Origin of the sequence: Micromonospora sp. NPDC049645, assembly GCF_040675155.1 — a bacterium.
Classification (GTDB): domain Bacteria; phylum Actinomycetota; class Actinomycetes; order Mycobacteriales; family Micromonosporaceae; genus Micromonospora.
The window spans coordinates 40,642-60,491 of record NZ_JBFAOI010000002.1; the positions used below are offsets into that span (position 1 = coordinate 40,642).

A 19,850-nucleotide genomic window follows, 5' to 3' on the forward strand; every position below is an offset into this window, starting at 1 on the left:
TGATGTCGCTGCCGGCGGGGAGAGTGGTCAGGGCTCCTGGTCGGGGGTGCGGGTGTAGACGAAGGTGGCGATGTCCAGCGCCACTGCCCGGCCCTGCTCGTCGCGGCGGACCCTGAGGATCTCGCCGTCCTGCCCACCGGCCCGGCCCCGCCACCGATCCGGGCCCTCGGGGACGAACCGGAGGTTCGGTGCGCCGACCGGGCCGGCGGTCAGGTTGCCGGCGGTGTCCGCGTACACCTCGATCGTGGTGCCCATCCACCACCAGCGGCCGGTCAGCTCGGCCAGTTCGGCGGGGGGTGGGGCGGCCGCCGGCCGCCAGGGGGTGACCGGCGTGGGTTCGGCGTCCAGCACCAGGGTGAGCAGTTGCCGGCCGAGGACGCCGAGGTGCACGCCCCGCAGGGCGTACGCGTTGACCAGGCCGACCACGGCGGTACGGCTGGGGCGGTGTACGGCCAGCGCGGCGCCGTAGCCGGGCATCGAGCCGCCGTGCCCGACGTACACCCGGTTGCCGTCCCGGAAGAGTTCCAGCCCGAGGCCGTGGCCGTGGGTCCAGGCGTCCCGGTCGCTGATCACCACGGGTGAGCACATCTCGGTGAGGGTCTCGGCGGCCAGCACCGACGGGTCAGGGTCGGCCAGGAACGCGGCCCAGCGGCCCAGGTCCTCGATCGTCGACCAGAGCTGCCCGGCGGGGGCCATGGCGCCGGTGTCGGTACGGGGTTCCTCGCGCAACGTGTCGTGCCAGGGGTGTACGACGTAGCCGGGGGCGTACGGCTCGGTGGCCGCGTAGGTGGTGCGGCGTAGGCCCAGCGGGGTGAGGACGCGTTCGTCGAGCAGGTCGACCCAGCTCGTCCCGGTGACTCGTTCGAGCAACCCGCCGAGCAACCCGTACGCCAGGTTGGAGTAGTGGTACGTGCGGTGCGGCGGGTAAGCGATCTTGTCGGCGTCGACCCGGGCGAGCAGGGTGGTCAGATCGACGCCCTCGGCCCGCTCCCACCAGTCGCCCTCGGGTTCGCGTTGGATGCCGCTGGCGTGGCCGAGCAGTTGGCGCAGGGTGAGCGCGCCCACGCCGGTGCCGGGCAGGTGCTTCTCCAGCGGGTCGTCGAGGGTCAGTGCGTCGGCGTCGCGCAACTGCATGATCAGGGTGGCGGTCATCGTCTTGCTGATCGAGCCCAGCCGGTACTGCAGGTCGGCGTGCGGGCGGGGGTCTTCGCCGGCGACGGCGAGGTGCGCGAGTGTGCCGTCGCGGACCACGCCCAGGATCAGCGATGGGGCGTGACCGTCGGCCTGTGCCTGGGCGACCCGGGTGTCGATCTGTCGGACGGTCTCGGGTGACAGGGTCAACGGAATCTCCTCGGGTCGAGCCGCCGATTCGTGGTGTTTGGTGGTCGGAATGAGCGTTGCCGAGCCTACTGATCTTCGCGGGGAAGCCGCGCGTGCATTTGCGTGTCACGATCGTGGGGTGGACGCCGTGGTGTGGATCGTGTTGGGTGTGCTGCTGGCCGTCGCGGAGATCTTCACGACGACGCTATTTCTGATCATGTTCGGGGTCGGTGCGTTCGCCGCCGCCGGTGCGGCCGCCCTGGGCGCGCCGGTCGCGGTGCAGGCGCTGGTCTTCGCGGTGGTGTCGGCGTTGAGTCTGGTGGTGGTCCGACCGGTCATCCGGCGGCACAGCCGTTCCGCGCTGGAGAGCGGCGAGCAGCCGTTCGGTGTGGAGGCGATCGAGGGCTCCACCGCGCTGGTGCTGGAACGGGTGGACGCCGAGCACGGCCTCGTCAAGATCGACGGTGAGTTGTGGAGCGCCCGGTCGTACGACACGACGCAGGTCTACGACCCCGGTCAACGGGTTCGGGTGATAAAGGTCCGGGGCGCGACCGCCCTGGTGTGGCAGGACGATGTTTCTTCCGCCGGCGAGCTGCCGGAAGCGAGAGGGTGAACGGGATGACGTTAATCGGGGTGCTGGTGATCGCGGTGGCGTTGATCGCCGTGATAACGCTGGCCAAGGCGGTGCGGATCGTGCCGCAGCAGCGTCAGGACGTGGTGGAACGGCTCGGCAAGTACAAGCGCACCCTCAGCCCCGGCCTCAACCTGCTGGTGCCGTTCATCGACGCGGTCCGGACCAAGGTCGACATGCGGGAGCAGGTGGTCAGCTTCCCGCCGCAGCCGGTGATCACCTCGGACAACCTGGTGGTCTCGATCGACACCGTCCTCTACTTCAAGGTGGTCGACTCGGTCCGGGCGACCTACGAGATCTCCAGCTTCCTCCAGGCCATCGAGCAGTTGACCGTCACCACGTTGCGGAACGTAATCGGCTCGCTCGACCTGGAGCGGGCGCTGACCAGCCGGGACGAGATCAACCGGCACCTCTCCGGTGTGCTGGACGAGACGACCGGTCGTTGGGGCATCAAGGTGACCCGGGTCGAGATCAAGGCGATCGAGCCGCCGGCCAGCATCCGCGACTCGATGGAGAAGCAGATGCGCGCCGAGCGGGACCGTCGCGCGGCGATCCTGACCGCCGAGGGGCACAAGCAGTCGCAGATTCTCACCGCCGAGGGTGAGAAGCAGTCGGCGGTGCTGCGGGCCGACGGTGATCGGCAGGCCCGCATCCTGCAGGCCGAGGGTCAGGCGAAGGCGATCCGGACGGTCTTCGACGCGATCCACCAGGCCAACCCGAGCCAGAAGGTGCTCGCCTACCAGTACTTGCAGGCCCTGCCGCAGATCGCCCAGGGCAGCGCCAACAAGGTCTGGATCGTCCCGGCCGAGCTGACCAAGGCCCTGGAGGGGATGGGGGGCGCGCTCGGCGGGCTGAGCCAGATGGTGGGGGACATGCCCGCACCGGAGGCCGCGGACCACGCGAGCCAGGTCGAGCGCGAGGCCGCGGAGGCGGCGCAGGCGGCGGCGGATGCCGCCCAGCAGATCCACGACGAGGTACGCGTCGCCGAGGCGCAGGCCACCGGCGGCAAGGGACCGCAGGGCCTGCCCGCACCGGAGCCGGTGTCGCCGACCAGCCTCGTCGAGGACCCGGCCGACCGGCGCGAGCGCGGCTGATTCCGGACGACGCCTGGGAGCGTCGGGTAAAAACGAGAAAGTCTCATGGGGCGCTCCGACGCCTGCCACGATCGGTCCTAGGACGGGTGGTGACCAGGCAATCGGGGCGCCCCGGCGCGTCGGTGCACCGCTCGACGACGAGCGAGGTGACGCATGAAGGATCCGGCGAATCGGATGTGGTCCTCGGCCCCGGTGCCGGGCGCGCACGACCCGGTCGCCCCGCTGGGCTCCCGGCGCAGCGGTGGCGGGTTCGGCGTACTGCCCTTCGTGGGCGAGCCGGCCCCGGGTGCCCCCGCCACGAACGCCAGTTGGGCCTGGTCGGTACGTCGGTTCGCGCGGGCCGCGGTCTGGCTGCTGCCCGCGTACGCCATCCTCTACGGCGCGGTGGCGATGGCCAGCGACGGAGGGGTGGGCAACGACCCCTATCCGGCCGACGGCCGGGCGGTGTACCTGATCGGATGGGTGGCCGCGGTCTGGCTCGGCCTGCTCGCGTTGCTCGCTCTCACCGGGCTGCTGGCCGCGACCCGCAGTCGTCGGGTGGCCGCCGCCGGGCTGCTGGTCAGCATCGCCGGCACCGTGCTGATGCTGCCGTTCGCCGGGTTCGAAGAGCAGACACCGGTCTTCGGTGCCACCGCGCGGTCGTTGGTTTTGCTGGGTGCCACGTTCTACAGCGTGGGCTGGTTCCTCACCGGGTGGGCGGTCGCCCGCTCGGGCACCTTCAGCCTCGGCGACGGCATCATGCTGATCATCGCCGCGCCGCTGCTCGGCCTCGGCGGCGCCCTGATCGGCTCATTGCAGACGTTCGGCGCGATCTTCGTGCTGATCGCCGGCATCGGCATCGGCTACCGATCCGGCCGCCTGATGCCCCGCGAAACCGCCAGAGACGCCGCCGCCGCCAGCCTAAACACCCCCAACCCCTAACCCACCCACCCACCCACCCCGGCCGGCGACCCACCCCTAGCCGGTTGATCACGAAGTTATTGCGCTCGGCCCCGGCGTGTCGTGGCGATAACTCCATGATCAGGGGTGGGGGTTGGCTGATGGGGGGCCGTGAAGTTGCTGACAATCGCGGGGTGGGGGTGGTCGGTTGGCGTTTTTTGTGGCAATCCTGGGTTGCATGGCCGCCCCCCGCTCGCCGCTGTCGCGGCTGTTCACCGTGCTGCTCGCCGGCGTGCTGGCCGGGCTTGTCCTGGCCGTCGCCGCGCTGCCGGGCAATCTGCTGCTCGGGCTCACCGCCCGCTCCGCGCTCGGGTCGTACGCCGCGCTGCCGGCCTCGCTGAAGACCCCGGCCACCCCGCAGCGCTCGTACCTCTACGCCAACGACGGCAAGACGCTGATCACCACGTTCTACGACGTGAACCGCACCGACGTCCCGTTGGCGGAGATCGCCCCGGTAATGCGGCAGGCGATCGTGGCGGCCGAGGACCGGCGCTTCTACGACCACGGTGGCGCGGACCTGCGCGGCCTGGCCCGGGCACTGGTGGCCAACGTCAAGGGTGGCGGCACCGAGCAGGGCGGGTCGACGCTGACCATGCAGTACGTCCGTAACGTCCTCAAGACCGACCCCACCCGCACCGCCGAGGAGCGCGCCGCCGCCACCGACCCCACCGTCGGCCGCAAGATCCAGGAGATCCGGTACGCGAGCGCGCTGGACAAGAGCCTCGGCAAGGACGAGATCCTCGACCGGTACCTCAACATCGCCTACTTCGGCTCCGGCGCGTACGGGATCGCGGCGGCCAGCCAGCGGTACTTCGGCAAGCCTCCGGCGCAGTTGACCCTGAGCGAGTCGGCCCTGCTCGCCGGTCTGGTGCAGTCCCCGGACGCGTACAGCCCGATCGACGGGAGCAAGGACGACGCGTTGGCCCGCCGGGCGTACGTGCTGGATTCGATGGTCGCCACCAACGCGATCACCGCCGGGCAGGCGGCGCAGGCCAAGGCGGAGCCGCTGGGCCTGCACCCGACCGCGCAGCCCAACGGCTGCACCGCGGTCGCCCAGGGCCACGACGACTGGGGCTACTTCTGCGACTACCTGCGCCAGTGGTGGCTGACCCAGCCGGCCTTCGGCGCCACCGTCGCGGAGCGCGAGCAGGCCCTGCGCTCGGGTGGCTACACCGTGGTCACCTCGCTTGACCCGAAGGTCCAGGCCACCGCGCAACAGCAGGCCACCAAGGTATACGGGTACGACAACAAGCGGGCCCTGCCGATCGCGGCGGTTCAGCCCGGTACCGGGCGGGTGCTGGCGATGGCGGTCAACCGGCACTACAGCCTGGCCGACAACCCGGCCGGGCAGGCGAACTACCCGAACACCGTCAACCCGTTGATCTCCGGCGGTGCCAGTGTCGCGGGTTACCAGGCGGGTTCGACGTTCAAGCTGTTCACCATGCTCGCCGCGCTGGAGTCGGGCCGTACCCTCTCCACCGGCTTCGACGCGCCCGCAAAGCTACCCACCCGGTATCCCGCCGAGGGTCCGGGCAGCTGTGACGGCCACTGGTGCCCGGCGAACGCCAACCCGGACTGGATGGACGGGTACCGGATGATGTGGGACGGCTTCGGCCGATCGGTGAACACCTACTTCGTCTGGCTGGCCGAGCAGGTCGGCCAGGACAAGGTGGTGCAGATGGCGCAGCGGCTCGGCATCACCTTCCGCGCCGACTCCGACGCCGACTTCGCGAAGAACGACGCCGCGAACTGGGGTTCGTTCACCCTCGGCGTGGCCGCCACCACCCCTCTGGACCTGGCCAACGCGTACGCCACGGTGGCCGCCGAGGGCACCTACTGCACACCGGTGCCGGTGGTTTCGGTGACCGGCGCGGACGGCACGAAGGTGCCGGTCGGGCAGCCGTCCTGCAAGCGGGTGCTCGACGCCGACATCGCTCGTGCCGCCACCGACGCCGCGCGCTGCCCGGTGGGCCAGCAGTCGGCGTTCGGGCAGTGCAACGGCGGCACCGCCACCGGTGTGAACGACATCCTCGACGGCCGACCGGTGGCGGGTAAGACGGGTAGCTCGGAGCAGAACTCCACCGAGACGTTCGTCGGTTTCACCCCGCAGGTCGCGGTGGCCGGCATCGCCGCCAACCCCGACGACCCGGCCGACTCGGTGGGGTCGGCGGTGCAGACCAAGGTGATCGACGCCGTCGCCCGGGTCATCGCCACCGCGGTCAAGGGCCAGCCGGAGAAGGCGTTCGCCGCGCCCAGCCACGAGTTGGCCGGTGACCCCCACCGACCGGTGGAGCGCCCGGCGATCCCGGACCGTCAGCGGCAGCCGACCACCGAGGACCCCCGCTCGGCCCTGGACCGCTGGCTGAATCGCCGAGGCTAACCCACCCCGATCCCCCCGCGATCTTGCACTTTCGGTTGTCGATTCGCGTATTTTGACACGTTCTGTCGCGACAGAAAGTGCAAGATCGCGGGGGCGGGGGCGGGGGCGGGGGTAGGGGCGGGCTCAGCGGTCTCGGCGGCGGGGGCGGTAGCTGGCCAGGGTGGCTGGCAGGCCACGGCGGATGATTCCGGCCCAGTCGGTGTCACCGCGCAGCACCGCCGCCGCGGTCTTGCGGGCCTGTTCGGCGGTGAAGTGTGGGGGCAGCATCAACTCGGCCGGGTCGACCAGGGCGTTGATCACCACCGGCCGGTCGGCGGTGAGCGCCCGGTCCCACACGTCCGGGATCTGCTCCGGCGAGTCGACCAACTCGCCGCGTAGCCCGAGCACCTCGGCCCACTGGTGGTAGGCGATGTCCGGCAACTGCTGGCTGTCCGGGAACATGGGCGTGCCCTCGGTGGAACGCTGTTCCCAGCTGACGAACGCCAGGTCCCGGTTGTTGAGCACCAGCACCACGAAGCGCGGATCGGCCCAGCCGCGCCAGTACTTCGCCACGGTGATCAGCTCGTTGACGCCGTTCATCTGCATGGCGCCGTCGCCGATCAGCGCGACCAGCGGTCGGTCCGGGTGCGCGAACTTGGCGCTCAGGGCGTACGGCATGGCGCCGCCCATGGACAGCAGCGTGCCGGACAGGCTGGCCAGCATCCCGGGGCGTACCTGGATGTGGCGGGCGTACCAGGCGGTGGCGGTGCCGCAGTCGACCGCGAGCAGTACGTCGTCGGGGAGCCGCTCGTTGAGGGTGTGGAAGAGCAACTGCGGGTTGACCGGGTCGGCGGCCTGCGCGGCCAGGTCGTGTTGCACCCGACGCCAGGCGGAGGTGGCCTCGGCGACCTCCGCCCGCCAGGCGGTCGGCCCGGGGCCGGGGCCCAGCTCGTCCAGCAGCGCCCGCAGGGTGGGGCGGGCGTCGCCGGTCAGGTTCACCTCGGTCGGGTAGCGCAGCCCGAGCTGGGTGCCGTCCAGGTCGATCTGGACCGCGCGGGCCTGCCCGGGTGGCGGGTAGAACTCCGAGTACGGCATGTTGCTGCCCACGATCAGCAGCCGGTCGCAGCCGCTCATCAGCTGCCAGCTCGGTCGGGTGCCGAGCAGCCCGATCGCGCCGGTCACCCAGGGTTCGCGGTGGTCGACTGCGGTGAAGCCGAGCAGTGCGGTGGTCACGCCGGCCCCGAGCCGATCGGCGATCTCGCGGACCTCGTCGCGCGCGCCGAGCGCACCCTGCCCGACCAGCATCGCCACCCGCTGCCCGCCGCGCAGCACCTCGGCCGCCCGGCGTACGTCCGCCGCCGGTGGCACCGTCGGCGTGCTGCTCGGCGCGTTGCTGGTGTGGTAGTAGCCGTGCGCGTGCGGCGGGTCGGGGATGGCCGGCTCGTCCTGGATGTCCAGGGGAAGGATCAGCGCGGTGACGGTACGCCGGGCCAGCGCCGTACGGCAGGCCCGGTCGACCAGGTGACGTACCTGCGCCGGGTGGTCGAGTTGGGCCAGGAACGCCGCCGCCACGTCCTTGTAGAGGGCGAGCAGGTCGACCTCCTGGTAGTAGCCGCCGCCCTCGGCGGTGGTCGCGGTGTGCCCGACCAGGGCGATCACCGGTTGGTGGTCGAGCTTCGCGTCGTACAGGCCGTTGAGCAGGTGGATGGCACCCGGCCCGCTGGTGACAAGCGCGCAGCCCAGCGGGCCGCCGCCGTACTTGACGTGCGCGGAGGCCGCGAAGCCGGCGGTCTCCTCGTGGCGGACCTGGATGAACTGGGCTCGCCCGCCGGTGCGTTGCAGGGCGGACGTGAGGCCGTTGATGCCGTCGCCCGGGTAGCCGAAGTAGCGGTGTACGCCCCAGCTGAACAGACGCGACACGATGTGGTCCGCGACGGTCGGGTGCCGGGGCAGCGCGCCCGTTTCGCCCGGCGCCGTGTGGTCTGCGCTCACCTGGCTGGTCCTTCCCGTCGAGTCCGGTGCTCCGCCGGTCATTCCCCTTCTTCCTCGGACAAAACACCCCGATGAGCGGGCGTCGGAGCGCGATCCTCCGCGTCCGGCAGAATCGTCGGGTGCCCGTCCACCAGATCACTGACCCCGACGACGACCGGATCGCCGACTACCGGGCGCTCACCGACGTCGAGCTGCGCACCCGCTGGGAGCCGCCGCACGGCCTGTTCATCGCCGAGGGGGAGCTGGTGCTGCGCCGGGCGCTGCGCGCGGGCTACCCGGCCCGGTCGTACCTGGTCGACGCGAAGCGGGTCGACCAGCTCGCCGACCTGGACACCGGCGACGCGCCGGTCTACGCCGCCACACAGGACGTGCTGCAACGGGCCACCGGCTTCCACGTACACCGGGGGGTGCTGGCGTCGTTCCACCGCCGGCCGCTGCCGACGGCGGCCGAGGTGCTCGCCGCCGCGCGTCGGGTGGTGATCCTGGAGGACGTCAACAACCACACCAACCTCGGCGCGGTCTTCCGGGGCGCCGCCGCGCTCGGTATCGACGCGGTGCTGCTGTCGCCGTCCTGCGCCGATCCGCTGTACCGGCGCAGCGTCCGGGTCAGCATGGGGGAGGTGTTCGCGATGCCGTACGCGAAGCTCGACCGCTGGCCCGGCGGGTTGGATCAGGTACGCGACGCCGGCTTCACCGTGCTCGCCATGACGCCGGCGCCGGACGCCGTACCCATCCAGCGGTTGACCCCGGCGCAGCGTGAGCGGGCGGCGCTGCTGCTCGGAGCCGAGGGGCCCGGCCTCACCGCGGCGGCCCAGGCCGCGAGCGACGTGCGGGTGGTCGTGCCGATGCGCCGTGGGGTCGACTCGTTGAACGTCGCCGCGGCCGCGGCGGTGGCGTTCTGGGAGCTGGGGCGCGACGATCCGCCGTTCGGCGGCGAGTAGACCACTTCAGCTTGCATGGCCATGCGTTCTATTGCATAATTTTCCCCGTGTCCAAGGTTCTCACCTCCCTGCCCACCGGCGAACGTGTCGGCATCGCCTTCTCCGGCGGCCTCGACACCTCGGTCGCGGTCGCGTGGATGCGCGACAACGGCGCGATTCCCTGCGCGTACACCGCCGACATCGGCCAGTACGACGAGCCCGACATCGCCTCGGTGCCCGGCCGTGCGCTCAGCTACGGCGCGGAGGTCGCCCGCCTGGTCGACTGCCGCGCCGCCCTGGTCGAGGAGGGTCTGGCCGCGTTGACCTGCGGCGCCTTCCACATCCGCACCGGCGGGCGGGCGTACTTCAACACCACGCCGCTCGGGCGGGCCGTGACCGGCACCCTGCTGGTGCGGGCGATGGTCGCCGACGACGTCCAGATCTGGGGCGACGGCTCGACCTTCAAGGGCAACGACATCGAGCGGTTCTACCGGTACGGCCTGCTGGCCAACCCGATGCTGCGCATCTACAAGCCGTGGCTCGACACCGCCTTCGTCACCGAGCTGGGTGGGCGCAAGGAGATGTCGGAGTGGCTGCTGGAGCGCGGCCTGCCCTACCGGGACAGCACCGAGAAGGCGTACTCGACCGACGCCAACATCTGGGGCGCCACGCACGAGGCGAAGACCCTGGAGCACCTCGACACCGGCATCGAGACGGTCAACCCGATCATGGGGGTCCGGTTCTGGGACCCGACGGTGGAGATCCCGACCGAGGACGTCACCGTCGGCTTCGACCAGGGCCGCCCGGTCACCATCAACGGCAAGGAGTTCGGCAGCGCCGTCGACCTGGTGCTGGAGGCCAACGCCATCGGCGGCCGGCACGGCCTGGGCATGTCGGACCAGATCGAGAACCGGATCATCGAGGCCAAGAGCCGCGGCATCTACGAGGCGCCCGGGATGGCGCTGCTGCACGCCGCGTACGAGCGGCTGGTCAACGCCATCCACAACGAGGACACCCTGGCGAACTACCACAACGAGGGCCGCCGCCTCGGTCGACTCATGTACGAGGGCCGCTGGCTGGACCCGCAGGCGCTGATGCTGCGCGAGTCGTTGCAGCGCTGGGTCGGCACCGCGATCACCGGCGAGGTGACGTTGCGGCTGCGCCGGGGCGAGGACTACTCGATCCTGGACACCACCGGCCCGTCGTTCAGCTACCACCCCGACAAGCTGTCGATGGAGCGCACCGAGGACTCGGCGTTCGGCCCGTCCGACCGGATCGGCCAGCTCACCATGCGCAACCTGGACATCGCCGACTCGCGGTCGAAGCTGGAGCAGTACGCCTCCCTCGGTCTGGTCGGCGGCGGCACCCCGCAGCGCATGATCGGCGCCGCCCAGGCCGCCTCGACCGGGCTCATCGGCGCGATGCCACAGGGGGGCGCGGAAGCCATCGCCTCCCGGGGCGTCGCCTCGGCCGAGGACGCGGCGCTCGACCGGGCCGCGATGGAGTTCGGCGTCGACTGAGCCCGCGCCGTCGCCGGGCTTTTCGAGATCCGACGTCACGGACGGTAGCGTGGCGGCCGTGTTCCCTACCGTCCGTGAGGTCCTCGCCCTGGACCCGGTCCGCCACGGCGCGCCACGCGTGGTCGCCGGGGACGAAGGGCTGGACCGGCCCGTCCGCTGGGTGCACGTCGCCGAGGTGCCGGACATCGCCACCCTGCTCGGCGGCGGCGAGCTGGTGCTCACCACCGGCATCGGCCTACCCGCGGACGACGCCGGGCTGCGCGCGTTCATCGGCGACCTCGCCGACGTCGGGGTCTCCGGGCTCGTCGTCGAGCTGGGCCGCCGGTACGTCACCGGCGTGCCCCGGGTGATGGCCGCCGCCGCCGAGCGGCGCGGACTGCCGCTGGTGGAGCTGCGCCGGGCCACCCCGTTCGTCCGGATCACCGAGTCGGTGCACGCGCTGATCGTCGACGCGCAGCTCACCGAGCTGCGCGCCACCGAGGAGATCCACCAGCGGTTCAACGACCTCTCCGTCGAGGGCGCCGAGGCCACCGAGGTGATCCGCCAGGCCGCCGAGCTGTCCGGCTGCCCCGTGGTGCTGGAGAACCTGTCCCGGCAGGTGCTCGGGTACGACCCGGCCGGCGAGAGCGCGGAGCTGCTGCTGGACGGCTGGGAGCAGCACTCCCGGCGGATCCGGCCGGCCGGGCGGACCGCGTACGACCCGGACAACGGCTGGCTGGTGACCACCGTCGGCGCCCGGGGGCAGGACTGGGGCCGACTGCTGCTGCGCTGGCCGGCCAGCGGGGACGTGCCCAGCACCCGGGCCGTCGAACCGACAGCCGGCCCGCCCACCCGGCTCACCATCCTGATCGAGCGGGCCGCGTCCACCCTCGCGCTGGGCCGGCTGATCCGCCGCGACGCCGAGGGCCTGGAACGGCAGATCCACCGCACCCTGCTCACCGCGCTGCTCGACCACTCCCGCCCGGTGGACGAGGTGGCGCTGCGGGCCAAGGCGCTCGGCGTGCTGCTCGACCGGCGGCACCTGGTCGGTGTGATGGTCCGGCACCGCGCCGACGACCCCGCCGGGGAGGTCGGCCCGGAGGCCGCTCAGGCCCGGCTACGGGATCTCTCCGAGGCGGTCGGCCAGGCCCTGCGGGAGGCGAAGCTGACCGCGTTGACCAGCGCCGTCGACGACAACTCGGTGGGCGCGCTGCTGGCCCTGCCCGACCCGGCCGCCGAGGACCGCGCGCTGTCCGCGTTCGCCGGCGCACTTCGACGGGTACGCCTCGACGCCGGCTCGGGCCGGACGCCGTCCGGCGTCGATCCGTCCCGGCTGGCGGCCGGGGCCGACCCGTCCCGGGCTACCGGCACGGGTGGGGTGATCGTGGCGGCCGGCTCCGGAGTGGGCACCCTGCGCGAGGCCCGACGGTCGCTCGTCGAGGCACGGCAGATCGCCGAGGCGGCCCGCCGGGACCAGCGCGACCTGCCGATCTTCCGGCTCCCGCACGTCGGGCTGGCCGGCCTGCTGCACCTGCTGCGCGACGAACCCCGGTTGCAGACGTTCGTGGAACGCGAACTCGGCACCCTGCTGGAGTACGACGCCCGGCACCCGAGGGAGCGGCTGCTGGACACCCTGCGCGCCTACCTGGAGCAGGGGCGCAACAAGTCCGCAGCCGCTGCCGCCGCCCACCTGTCCCGACCGGCCTTCTACGAACGGCTGGCCCGCATCGCCCGCATCCTCGACGCGGACCTCGACTCGGTAGAGGCCGCCCTCTCCCTACACGTGGCACTGCTGGCCCTGGACGCAGTCCGAACCCCGTAAAGCCCTACCCGCCCCCGCCCCCGCCCCCGGCCCGCCCCGAGCCCCGGTCGATCATGGAGTTGTGGTGCCTCACAAAAGGTGCGATCAGGGGCACAACGCCCGCCACAACTCCATGATCGACCCCGGAAGGGGGCGGGGTTAGGCGGTGAGGGTGTTTAGGGCTTTGGCGTAGGTGGGGGGGATGTGGTTGGGGCCACCGGGGGTGAAGACGTCCGAGGTGGCCACCGCCGACCAGGCCGTCTCCGGGACGGCGTCGACCAGGGCCTGGATCACCGGTGCGTCGCGCCACTGGTCCTGCTCGGCGAGCAGGCCGAGAGCCACCACCGACTCCTCGACCTCGCCCACGCACTCGAACGGCTTGTGCCCGTCCACGCCCAACAGCTCGCGGTAGCCGGGGATCTGCCCTGGGTCGGCGAGCAGGTCCCCGCCGAAGATGTGGGTGACCCGCTCCCGGGGCATGAACGGCGCCATGGCCAGGAAGACGAACCGGCACTTCGGGCAGTCCCGGCACCAGCGCGCGCTCGCGTCGCGCAGCTTGAACGCGGCGTTGCAGCTGGTCACCACGTCGTCGTACCGGGTGAACTCGGCGAACAGCCGGGCGATGTGCAGCTCGGACAGTGAGCGCAGCAGGGAGAAGTACGGATCGGTCAGGCCGGCGTGCTCGGCCAGCGACGCCCGCAACAGCCCCTCCGCCTCGACGCCCTTGGACCACTGGTGGTTGATCTCGTGGCCGTCCCAGAACAGGTTCGGGTCGGACGCCGAGCGTTCGTTGGACATCACCACCGGGCCCAGCCCGTGCAGCACGGCGGTGGCCACCGCGATCAGGGAGTTGATGGCGGTCACCGGGATGTGCCCGTTCAGCGCGCCGGCCGCGTTCAGGTCGAACAGCACCGGGTCGATGCGCCGCCGCGCGGCCAACGGGACCAGCCCGGACGCCTCGTTGACCGCGACGATCACGTGGTTCGGGTTGACCGAGAAGGGCACCGGGTCCAACTCGGCGCGGCGCAGCGCCTCCAGGCTGACGATCGAGTCCTTACCGCCGCCGACCGCCGAGAGCGGGCGACGGTCCGAGTCGTCGTACACCCGGGGGGTCGCCGGTGTGCCGGCCGGCACCTCAGGGCGCAGCTGGAGCACGTGCGGCAGCTGGTTGCGGTACGCGTACTCGGCGAGGCCCTTGGTGTAGACGGCCGTGACGTAGTCGACGGTGGCCGCGCCCAGCGGCGCCGGCAGCACCAGCCGGGGTGGCGCGGCGGCCTTGTAGTAGCTGACCCCGGCGACGAGGTGCAGCACCTCAAGCACCCGGTTGAGGGTCGCCACCGTCTCGTCGGACGGTGGCTCCGCCGGCAGTGGAAGCGTGATCACCTCGGTGAACCGCTGCTCACCGGCCGGACCGGTCAGGGCGTAGTCGAACAACACCTCGCCGGTGGCGAAGTCGATCGAGTAGGACGGAAAGGTGAAGGCGTCCATCCGCCGGAGCTGCTCGTTGGGCACACGCCATACTAGGCCCTGGTTCGTCCGGCCGTGTCCGGACCGGGCCCGCCCAGCCGCCGCCCTGACCCCCGAGGAGAGCCCCGTGCGTCTTTCTGACCTGCGCGGACGTACCGTCGCCGTCTGGGGCACCGGTCGGGAGGGCCGGGCCGCTGTGACCGCCATCGCCGCGCACGGCCCGGCCGAGCTGGTCGCCGTCGACGACAGCTCGAACTTCCTGTCGCTGCCCTGGGACGGCCCGCTGGCCGAGGCGGCGCCGCTGGTCACCGGGGAGGCGGGCTTCGAACGGCTAGCCGCCGCCGACGTGGTGGTCCGCTCCCCGGGCGTGCCGCAGACCCACCCGTGGCTGGTCGAGCTGCGCCGCCGCGGGATCATGGTGACCCAGGGCACCGCGTTGTGGATGGCCGACCATGCCGCGCGCACCGTCGGGGTCACCGGCAGCAAGGGCAAGAGCACCACGTCCAGCCTGATCAGTCACCTGCTCAGCGCGATGGGCCGGCCGAACGTCTTCGGCGGCAACATCGGCGTGCCGACCCTGGACCTGCCGGAGGCCGAGCTGTACGTGCTGGAGCTGTCCAGCTACCAGTGCAGCGATCTCACCGACTCGCCCCGGGTGGCGGTGGTCACGGCGCTCTTCCCGGAGCACCTGGACGCGCACGGTGGGGAACGGGAGTACTACCGGGACAAGCTCAACCTGCTCGCCCACGACCCGCAGACGATCGTGGTCAACGGCGGCGACCCCCGGCTCGCCAACGAATTGGGTGAGTTGCCGGCGGTCCGGGCCGGTCGCCCCGACACCTTCCACGTCGCCACCGGCGCCGACGGCACCCTCTGGTTCCACGTCGGCGACCAGCCGCTCTTCCCGCGTGCGGTGCTGCCGCTGGTCGGCCGGCACAACGAGGGCAACCTCTGCGTCGCGCTCGCCGTGCTCGACGCGCTCGGCGTGGACGTGCTGGCGAACAAGGACCACCTGGCCGTCGCGGTCGCCGAGTTCCAGGGGTTGGCGCACCGGCTCACCGAGATCATCGACCCGTCCGGGCTGACGTTCGTCGACGACACCCTGGCCACCAGCCCGTACGCGGCCATGCACGCCATCGACGCGTACGACGGGCGGCCGTTGACGGTGATCGTCGGGGGCAACGACCGGGGTCTGGACTACACGCCGTTGGCCGAGCACCTGGCCGAGCGGGAGCTGACCGTGATCGGAATCCCGGACAGCGGCGCCCGCATCGTCGAGGTGCTGGCCGGCCTGCCGAAGGTGCGTACCGAGCTGGTCGACGACCTGGTGGACGCGGTCCGGCTGTCCCGCGAGGTGACCCCGGCCGGTGGGGTGGTGCTGCTGTCCCCGGCCGCGCCCAGTTACGGCCGGTTCCGCAACTTCGAGCACCGCTCCGAGGTCTTCGCCCAGGCGGTCGCCGACACCGCCGGCTGAGCCAGGCGGTCGCCGACACCGCCGGCTGAGTCGGGCGGTCGCCGACACCGCCGGCTGAGTCGGGCGGTCGCCGACACCGCCGGCTGAGTCGGGCGGTCGCCGACACCGCCGGCTGAGTCGGGCTCAGCGGTGGTGGTGCAGGGCGCGCATCGAGCGGATCGCCGACCGGATCTCCTGGAGGTAGCGCCCCGGCGTGAGGGTCTGCTCGGGCAGCACCGCCAGGTCGGCCAGCGTCGGGTCCACCCCGACGGTCTCGATGGCGCAGCCGTACGGCACGGCCAGGGTGCGTAGCGCGTCGCAGTGCTGGAACGGCACGTAGATCGGCGCGGTGACCATCAGCACCTCGTCGCCCGGGGCGAGCCGGACGTGGCCGGCCCAGAACCGCTGGGTGTCGGCGGTGTGCGCGCGCCGCCGGTCCGGTTCGCTCGACGGCGCGGCCAGCACCCGGATCGGCGGCAGCCCGTCCGGTCGGTAGGTCCGCGACGACCAGGAGTGGTGCGGGTGGCCGGCGTCGACACCATCCTGCTCCGCCGGGGCGGCCACCCCGAACACCCGGCGGACCGCCGTGTCCAGCACGTCCACCTCGGTGTCGTCGGCCGGTAGGCCCGCGTCGGCCAGCGTGCGGCGTTCCCAGTCCGACAACTGCCGGAAGCTGCCCAGGACGGCGACCTCGCCGCTGACCGGTAGGCCGGCGCGGAGCAGGTGCGCGGCATACCCGACGCGGCGCACGCAGGCGTGCGCCAGGCCGCCGAGCACCACCAGGTGGGCGTACGCCGACCGGGCCGGCGGCACCGGATGGATCAGGCCGAGCGCGGCAGCCGCGTCGAGCACCAGTTCGGCGGTGTCCGGGTCGAGGTCGGGCTCCCGGGCGTCGGGCCGTTCCCGGCCACCCCGGAAGTCCCAGTGGCGGGCGGAGAAGTCGTCGAGGAAGCGGAGCAGCTCAGTGAGGTCGCCGTCGGGCCAGGTGCCGCCGAAACGGGCGACCAGGCCGCGGAGCGGGTCCGCGTCGACCCATTGGGCGATGCCGGCCGCCGGGTGGCCCGGCGCGACAACGGGCAGCGGTACGGGCAGCTCAGGCACTGCCGGATCGTACCGGGGGCCTCGTTGTCGGCCCGTCGTACGCTGACGTCAGCCGGCGCCCGGGAGGTACCTCGATGGCCGATTTGCTCCGCCGACCCCGCGCTGACCGGGCCGGGTCGCCCGGCGGCTTCGTCCGACTGCTAACACACACCGACCCGGTCGCGCTGGTCGGCATCCTGCTGTCGGTCTCGCTCTCCGTGACGTTGGACCTGACCAACGCGGCGACCGGCGTGGAGTCGTTGCTCGCCGGGCTGATGGGCACCACCATCTCGCTGCTGGTCGACTCGCTGGCGCGGGCGGAGCGCCGCTTTCACCTCCGGACGTTGCTGGAGGGGCCGGTGTGGCTGGTGCAGGCGGTGCCCGAGGTCGTCACCGGCACCCGGCAGGCGGTGGAGCGGCATCCGGGCACCCGGGTCGCCGAGGAGGCCCGACGCCGCTTCGAGCGCTTCCGTACGGAGACCGAACAGCTGCGCGTCGGGCGGATCATCCGGCCGGGTGGTGACTGCCAGGACCTGCTCGGGGCCACCCGGGAGTGTGCGCGACGGCTGGACGCGGTGACCAACGTGATGCCGAGGGCCAGCGGCGAGCTGAGCTGGTGGCGCGGCGACATCGGCCGGCACTACTGGGCGGCGAACACCGAGGCGTTGGCCCGGGGCGTACGGATCACCCGGGTCTTCCTGCACGCCGGGCTGACCGACGAGCTGACCGAGTTCGTGCGGGCACAGCGCCGGGCCGGGGTGCGGGTGGGGCTGCTGCCGTGGGGGGTGGTGGAGGCGTCCCGGCACGTCAACCTGACCCTGTGGGACGGCACGGCGTGCTGGGAGGGTCGCATGAGCGCGCACGGCGAGATCACCGAGAACCAGTTCTCGGTGAATGCCGGGGACCTGGCCCGGCTGACCGACATCTTCGAGGTCTGCGTCGAGGCGGCGACCTTCCTCGACTGACCGCGACCGGAGGGCGGGGCGCCGATGACCGTGGCGGGTGTGCTGCTGGTGACCGTGGTGGTCTGGGCGGTCAGCCTGATCCGGTCGGTACGACTGCGGGCGCTCGTCTACAGTCTTCCGCTGCCGATGACGCTGGCCCTGGTGAGCACCGGGCACCGGGTGGAGGGCGCGCAACTGCTCGGGGTGCTCGGCCTCAACCTGTTCTTCGTCGTCGTGACGGTCACCCACCACCGGTTGCGCTGGCCGATCCTGCTCGCCGACGCCGCCGGGATCGCCGCGTACGTGGCGTTCAGCGCGGGTCTGCTCGTCGTGCCGGTGCCGTTCGAGCCGGCTCTGCTCGGCACCGTGGCACTCTGGCTGCTGGCCATGGTGGTGTCGCACCGCCGTCGGGCCGAACCCACCGGCCCGTCCTCCCGAGCGCTGGCAGTCGGCCGGCAGCGGGAACTCCGCGCTCCGGTCAAGCTCCTGATCATTCTCACCGGCGCGCTGCTCACCGGGCTGCTCGGCCACCTGCTGCGGGCGATGGTGGTGACGTTCCCGTACTCCGGGGTGCTGGTCGCCATCGAGACCCGCCGCGATCTGGTGGCGTTCACCGGGCACTTCGCCCGCAACAGCCTGGCGCTCGTCGGTTTCCTCACCGCCTACCACTACTGCCAGGATCTCTCGCCGGGCGCCGGCCTGGGCGCGGGCTGGGCGGCGTACGCGCTGCTCGCGGTCGGCCTGCACCTCGATCGACAGTGGACCCTGCGGCCGGGGGAAACGACGCCTGCGACGTGCTCGACCAGCCAACGGGAGCGGGGATGATGGGGCTCGTGATGCCCGTCGTCGTCATCGTGGGTATGCCCGGGGTGGGCAAGTCGACCGTTCGCCGTCAACTCGCGGCACGCCTGGCGGCGGACTGGGCGCCGGTGCAGTGGTCGATCGACGACGTGTTGGAGATCCAGTGTCCCGAGGGGGTCGCCGAGTTCTCCGGAGCGCAGCTCTACGTACGCGACGGCGGGCACTTCCTCATGCACGACGAGTGGCGTCCCGGCCAGATGCGCCGGGCCACCCGTGGCCTGCTCGTGCTGGCCCGCGCGACCGGTCGTCTCGGGGCCTTCACCCGTCCGCCGGTGCTCCTGCTCGAACTCCCCCTGACCGAGCTGGCCACGTTCCGACTGGCGGTCACCGAGCAACCCGACCTCGCCGGGCTGGTCACGGTCCTGCACTGCGACAGGTCGGTGCGGTGGGCCCGCAACGCCCGGCGTCCCGCGCACCGGCGGCTTCCCCAGCAGGTCCTCGAGTACTTCGAACAGGCCATGGTCGGTGTCGACGTGTCCGGCGAGTGCGCGCGGCTGAGCGCCAACGGTTGGACGGTCCTGACCCAGGAGACGACACGTCCACCGGAGCTGCTGGCCGAGCATCTCGCCGCTCTCGTCCACGCGGCGGCGGGTGGAGGTGACGGCGCCGGCCGGGACGGCCCGGCCGGCGACTAGAGCTCGTATGGCGTCATGTCACCCAGGTAGTTCTCCGGTGCCCAGGCGCACGCCAGGTCGACCACGTGCACGGCGAGAGCGTCCCGGGTACGAACCCCGTCCGAGGCACCGCTGCCGTGCAGCACCAAGCCGTCGACCACGACCACGTCACCCGGGTCGCACGGGACCAGGGTGAGCCGCGCACCGTGGTCGATCGGTGGTGGATCCGGGTTGACGGTTGGCAACGCCACGAGCTTCGCCTCGTCGCCGTGACGCACCAGCCGGTGCCGCAGCTCCGACACGGGGCCACGGGTGTCGACCAGGAGACCGCCGTTGGTCTCGTCGGCGCGGTCGAGCGCGAGCCAGAAGACCTGCACCGACGGCGGGTCGGTCCACAGGTAGGTGTGGTCCAGGTGCGGCGGCAACGGCTCCGACCACCGGGACTTGCGGACGTACATGGTCTCGATGACGGCCGGCCTGCGCCGGCCGGTCAGCCGGCACCAGGAGGCCAGGTCTCCACCGCGCAGCCAGTCGAGGACCGCGCCCTCTCTGGCGTGCAGCCCGTGACCCACCCGGGCCACCGCGTCCGTGTACCGTGGCAGCTCGACCGGCCCTGTCCAACCCAGCGCCACCGGCTCGTGGAACACGGTGGCGGCTCTGCCGGAGTCGAGGAACAGCGGATCCCGGTCGTGCGAACCGTCCACCTTGTCGAACGCCGCGATCCGCTGCCCGGCCTCGTGCGCCCGGCGGATGAGCGAGTAGAGCTCCGCTTTGAGCTGCTCCACCACGGCAGGCGACACCATGCGGGGGATTCGGGCGGTACCCAGCCGCGCGTACTGCTCGGCGAAGCTGGTGGTGGTCGGTTCCGACATCTGA

16 protein-coding genes are annotated in these 19,850 nt (G+C 72.0%); 11 read left to right on the plus strand and 5 right to left on the minus strand.

The genetic code is table 11. From position 1 onward, the window contains the following. Window positions 1-27: 27 nt before the first annotated feature. Window positions 28-1,341, minus strand: coding sequence for a serine hydrolase domain-containing protein (locus AB0J33_RS05795; RefSeq protein ID WP_363610330.1), 1,314 nt, complete (start codon window positions 1,339-1,341; stop codon window positions 28-30). Window positions 1,342-1,459: 118 nt separating this feature from the next. Here AB0J33_RS05795 and AB0J33_RS05800 point away from each other — a divergent pair, with 118 nt between their 5' ends. From AB0J33_RS05800 to AB0J33_RS05815, 4 genes are all read left to right on the plus strand, one after another. Further along, window positions 1,460-1,933 (plus strand): NfeD family protein, encoded by a 474-nt coding sequence (locus AB0J33_RS05800; RefSeq protein WP_363610332.1) that lies wholly within the window; start codon window positions 1,460-1,462, stop codon window positions 1,931-1,933. A gap of 5 nt (window positions 1,934-1,938) precedes the next feature. Next, complete coding sequence (locus tag AB0J33_RS05805) at window positions 1,939-3,045, plus strand: SPFH domain-containing protein (protein ID WP_363610334.1); 1,107 nt, start codon at window positions 1,939-1,941, stop codon at window positions 3,043-3,045. 153 nt (window positions 3,046-3,198) lie between these two features. Continuing rightward, window positions 3,199-3,966: a hypothetical protein gene (locus AB0J33_RS05810; protein ID WP_363610336.1), complete on the plus strand. Its 768-nt coding sequence runs from the start codon at window positions 3,199-3,201 to the stop codon at window positions 3,964-3,966. A gap of 196 nt (window positions 3,967-4,162) precedes the next feature. Then, entirely contained in the window at window positions 4,163-6,364 is a 2,202-nt protein-coding gene (locus AB0J33_RS05815; protein WP_363610338.1) for a transglycosylase domain-containing protein, read from the plus strand. A gap of 123 nt (window positions 6,365-6,487) precedes the next feature. On the opposite strand, the gene AB0J33_RS05820 is transcribed toward AB0J33_RS05815, so the two are convergent. Continuing rightward, entirely contained in the window at window positions 6,488-8,335 is a 1,848-nt protein-coding gene (locus tag AB0J33_RS05820) for a thiamine pyrophosphate-requiring protein (protein WP_363610340.1), read from the minus strand. A 71-nt stretch (window positions 8,336-8,406) separates the two neighbouring features. On the opposite strand from AB0J33_RS05820, the gene AB0J33_RS05825 reads away from it, so the two are divergent. The 3 genes from AB0J33_RS05825 to AB0J33_RS05835 are packed head-to-tail and all read left to right on the plus strand — an operon-like array spanning window position 8,407 to window position 12,576. Next, window positions 8,407-9,276 (plus strand): RNA methyltransferase, encoded by an 870-nt coding sequence (locus tag AB0J33_RS05825; RefSeq protein ID WP_363610342.1) that lies wholly within the window; start codon window positions 8,407-8,409, stop codon window positions 9,274-9,276. 47 nt (window positions 9,277-9,323) lie between these two features. Continuing rightward, window positions 9,324-10,775 (plus strand): argininosuccinate synthase, encoded by a 1,452-nt coding sequence (argG, locus tag AB0J33_RS05830; RefSeq protein ID WP_363610344.1) that lies wholly within the window; start codon window positions 9,324-9,326, stop codon window positions 10,773-10,775. 49 nt (window positions 10,776-10,824) lie between these two features. After that, a complete protein-coding gene (locus AB0J33_RS05835; protein WP_363610346.1) occupies window positions 10,825-12,576 on the plus strand; it encodes a PucR family transcriptional regulator in 1,752 nt (583 codons plus the stop codon). 138 nt (window positions 12,577-12,714) lie between these two features. Here AB0J33_RS05835 and AB0J33_RS05840 read toward each other — a convergent pair whose 3' ends face one another. Further along, window positions 12,715-14,067, minus strand: a complete 1,353-nt coding sequence (locus tag AB0J33_RS05840; RefSeq protein ID WP_363610348.1) for a hypothetical protein — start codon at window positions 14,065-14,067, stop codon at window positions 12,715-12,717. Between the two features lie 82 nt (window positions 14,068-14,149). Here AB0J33_RS05840 and murD point away from each other — a divergent pair, with 82 nt between their 5' ends. After that, entirely contained in the window at window positions 14,150-15,496 is a 1,347-nt protein-coding gene (murD, locus tag AB0J33_RS05845) for a UDP-N-acetylmuramoyl-L-alanine--D-glutamate ligase (RefSeq protein WP_363610350.1), read from the plus strand. Window positions 15,497-15,619: 123 nt separating this feature from the next. On the opposite strand, the gene AB0J33_RS05850 is transcribed toward murD, so the two are convergent. After that, entirely contained in the window at window positions 15,620-16,576 is a 957-nt protein-coding gene (locus tag AB0J33_RS05850) for a hypothetical protein (RefSeq protein WP_363610352.1), read from the minus strand. Window positions 16,577-16,650: 74 nt separating this feature from the next. Here AB0J33_RS05850 and AB0J33_RS05855 point away from each other — a divergent pair, with 74 nt between their 5' ends. From AB0J33_RS05855 to AB0J33_RS05865, 3 genes are read left to right on the plus strand one after another with little or no spacing between them, the layout of a single operon-like run. Further along, window positions 16,651-17,520 (plus strand): hypothetical protein, encoded by an 870-nt coding sequence (locus AB0J33_RS05855; RefSeq protein WP_363610354.1) that lies wholly within the window; start codon window positions 16,651-16,653, stop codon window positions 17,518-17,520. 24 nt (window positions 17,521-17,544) lie between these two features. Beyond that, the gene (locus AB0J33_RS05860) at window positions 17,545-18,324 is read left to right on the plus strand and encodes a hypothetical protein (protein WP_363610356.1); all 780 of its coding nucleotides are present in this window, start codon (window positions 17,545-17,547) and stop codon (window positions 18,322-18,324) included. Continuing rightward, window positions 18,321-18,995 carry a hypothetical protein gene (locus AB0J33_RS05865; protein WP_363610358.1) on the plus strand — a complete coding sequence of 225 codons (675 nt, stop codon included), beginning with the start codon at window positions 18,321-18,323 and terminating at the stop codon, window positions 18,993-18,995. The genes AB0J33_RS05860 and AB0J33_RS05865 overlap by 4 nt, the downstream gene beginning before the upstream one ends. Here AB0J33_RS05865 and AB0J33_RS05870 read toward each other — a convergent pair. Continuing rightward, entirely contained in the window at window positions 18,992-19,846 is an 855-nt protein-coding gene (locus AB0J33_RS05870) for a phytanoyl-CoA dioxygenase family protein (protein WP_363610360.1), read from the minus strand. The genes AB0J33_RS05865 and AB0J33_RS05870 overlap by 4 nt on opposite strands. Between the last annotated feature and the right edge of the window lie 4 nt (window positions 19,847-19,850).